Here is a 3,144-nt window from a genome sequence, read left to right as displayed (position 1 = left end):
GTACCGCTGGTCGCGCGTCATTTCCTGCATCACGCGGGCTGGGCGCAACTTCAGGATGCCGAACTATCGGGCTGGTCGCCGCTTGGTGTGATCGGCCAGATCGTGCCGTGGAATTTTCCGCTGCTGATGCTCGCGTGGAAGGTCGCGCCCGCGATCGCGCTCGGTAACTGCGTGGTGCTCAAGCCCGCCGAATACACGCCGCTCACGGCGCTGCTGTTCGCCGAACTCGCGCATCGCGCGGGCTTGCCGAAGGGCGTGCTCAACGTGGTGACGGGCGACGGCGGCACGGGCGCGGCGCTCGTCGAGCAACCGGGCGTCGACAAGATCGCCTTCACGGGATCGACCGAAGTGGGCCGCCACATTCGCACCGCCACGGCGGGCTCGGGCAAGTCGCTCACGCTCGAACTGGGCGGCAAGTCGCCGTTCATCGTGTTCGACGATGCCGATCTCGACGGCGCGGTCGAAGGCGTGGTCGACGCGATCTGGTTCAACCAGGGCCAGGTGTGCTGCGCCGGTTCGCGCCTGCTCGTGCAGGAAGGCGTGGAAGCGCGCTTCATCGACAAACTCAAGCGCCGCATGAACACGTTGCGCGTGGGCAATTCGCTCGACAAGGGCATCGATATTGGCGCGATCGTCGATCCGGTGCAGCTCGAACGCATCCGCTCGCTCGTGGAAACGGGCAAGCGCGAGGGTTGCACGGTCTTTCAACCGGCGGACGTCGCGTTGCCCGCGGGCGGCTGTTTCTATCCGCCGACGCTCGTGACCGGCGTCGCGCCCGCGTCGACGCTCGCGCAGGAAGAAATCTTCGGCCCGGTGCTCGCGGCCATGAGTTTTCGCACGCCCGAGGAAGCCGTGGCGCTCGCCAACAATTCGCGCTACGGACTCGCGGCCAGCGTGTGGAGCGAGACCATCGGGCGCGCGCTCGATATCGCGCCGCGTCTGCAATGCGGCGTCGTGTGGATCAACGCGACGAATCTGTTCGATGCGAGCGTGGGCTTCGGCGGTTATCGCGAATCGGGCTTCGGGCGCGAGGGCGGACGCGAAGGTGTCTACGAATATCTGAAGCCTTCCGACTGGAGCAAGCTGCCGATGCGTGCGCCACGCGCGCAGAGTGCGCCGCGTCAGGAGACGGGCGTGTCGGGCAATGCGCTCGACCGCACGCCGAAGCTCTTTATCGGCGGCAAGCAGGTGCGTCCGGATAGCGGCTATTCGCATCCGGTCTATGCGCCGAATGGCGAGTGGGTCGGTGAAGTCGGCGCGGGCAGCCGCAAGGACGTGCGCGACGCCGTGGCCGCCGCGCGCGGCGCGCAGAAGTGGACGCAGGCGAGCACGCACAATCGCGCCCAGGTGCTGTATTACCTCGCGGAAAATCTTAGCGCACGCGCCGAAGAATTCGCGCGCCAAGTCGTGCGCCGCGCCGGTTACGACGCACGCGCCGCCACGCGCGAAGTGGACGCCGCCATCGATCGTCTTTTCAGCTACGCCGCGTGGGCCGACAAGTTCGACGGCGCGGTGCACACGCCGCCGCTGCGCGGCGTGGCGCTCGCGATGCACGAAGCGCTCGGCGTGATCGGCATCGCGTGTCCGGACGAAGCGCCGCTGCTCGCGTTCGTGTCGCTCGTCGCGCCCGCGCTGGCGATGGGCAATCGCGTGGTGGTGCTCGCGAGCGAGACGAACCCGCTCGCGGCCACGGATTTTTATCAGGTCGTGGAGACCTCGGACGTGCCCGCGGGCGTGCTCAATATTCTGACCGGCGAGCGCGCCGCGTTGCTGCCCGCGCTCGCGAAACACGACGACGTGGACGCGCTCTGGTGCTTCGGCACGGCGGCCGATTCGGCGCTCGCGGAGCGCGAATCGGTCGGCAATCTCAAGCGCACCTTCGTCGATTACGGCAAGCAGTTCGACTGGTTCGATCGCGCGAATGCGGGACTGCCGTTCCTGCGTCACGCGGTGCAGGTGAAGAACATCTGGATTCCTTATGGTGATTGAGGGTGACTGAGGGTGATTGAGGGCGATCGACAGTGATTGATTAAGCGGCACGCGAGCGCATAAATACAAACGCGCGCGCCGCACACTCTACGGAGGAGACATTCATGCTGAAGAATCTGGACCCGCTGCTGAACGCCGACGTCCTGCAGGCGCTGCGTGCGATGGGTCATGGCGACGAACTGATCGTCTGCGATGCGAATTTTCCGGCCGATTCTGTCGCACGCGCGACAGTGCTCGGCAAGCTGCTACGCATGGACGGCGCCGACGCGCCGCGTGCCGTGCGCGCCATTCTCTCGGTGCTGCCGCTCGACACCTTCGTGGAAACGCCCGCGATGCGCATGGAAGTGGTCGGCGAACCGGACACGATTCCCACCGTGCAGCGCGAGGCGCAAGCCGAAGTCGACGCCGCCGAATGCCGCGCCGTGCCGTTCGCGGGAATCGAGCGCCACGCGTTCTACGCCCGCGCGCGCAAGGCCTATTGCGTGATCGCCACGGGCGAGGCGCGCGGCTACGGCTGCTTCGTCTTCACCAAAGGCGTGATTCTCGCGCCCGACGCGCCAAGCGCAAAGACCGCGCAGGAGCCGGGACGATGAGCGAGCGCGTCGTCATCCTCGGAATCTATGTGACCGATCTCGCGTTTCGCGCGAGCCGCATGCCGGTGATCGGCGAGACCATCGCGGGCTCGGCGTTCGCGATGGGGCCGGGCGGCAAGGGCTCGAATCAGGCGGTGGCGGCGGCGCGCGCGGGCGCGGACGTGGTGTTCTGCACGCGTCTGGGCAACGACGCGTTCGGCGAGATCGCGCGCGCGACGTGGGCCGCCGAGGGCATCACTGCGCGCGCGCCGGCCATCGACGGCATGGCCACGGGCGCGGCGCATATCTTCGTCGACGAAACCACGGGCATGAACGCGATCATCGTGGCGCCGGGCGCGGCCGGCACGATGGCCGCCGCCGACGCCGAAGCGATCGAAGCCGATATCGCGGCGTCGCGCGTGTTCGTCACGCAGCTCGAACAGCCGCTCGACGCGGCGCGGCGCGGCCTCGAAATCGCGCGCCGGCATGGCGTGACGACGGTGTTCAATCCGGCGCCCGCGATGGCGCTGCCCGACGATATTTACGCGCTCTGCGATTACGTCACGCCGAACGAAACCGAAGA

Annotated in this window: 3 protein-coding genes; all 3 read left to right on the top strand. The window is 67.5% G+C overall.

What is annotated here, in order from left to right:
* The coding region (locus tag G3N97_RS37535; protein WP_205997804.1) for an aldehyde dehydrogenase family protein at positions 1 to 1,989 on the top strand (1,989 nt) is incomplete at its 5' end.
* A gap of 104 nt (positions 1,990 to 2,093) precedes the next feature.
* Positions 2,094 to 2,582 carry an RbsD/FucU domain-containing protein gene (locus tag G3N97_RS37530; RefSeq protein ID WP_205997803.1) on the top strand — a complete coding sequence of 163 codons (489 nt, stop codon included), beginning with the start codon at positions 2,094 to 2,096 and terminating at the stop codon, positions 2,580 to 2,582.
* Positions 2,579 to 3,144 (top strand): PfkB family carbohydrate kinase (locus tag G3N97_RS37525; protein ID WP_241031079.1); only part of this gene is annotated, 566 nt, incomplete at its 3' end. The genes G3N97_RS37530 and G3N97_RS37525, both read left to right, overlap by 4 nt.

Source organism: Paraburkholderia sp. Ac-20347 (assembly GCF_017104805.1).
In the GTDB taxonomy this organism is placed as follows: Bacteria; Pseudomonadota; Gammaproteobacteria; order Burkholderiales; family Burkholderiaceae; genus Paraburkholderia; species Paraburkholderia tropica.
This window is presented reverse-complemented; position numbering and strand designations above follow the sequence as displayed.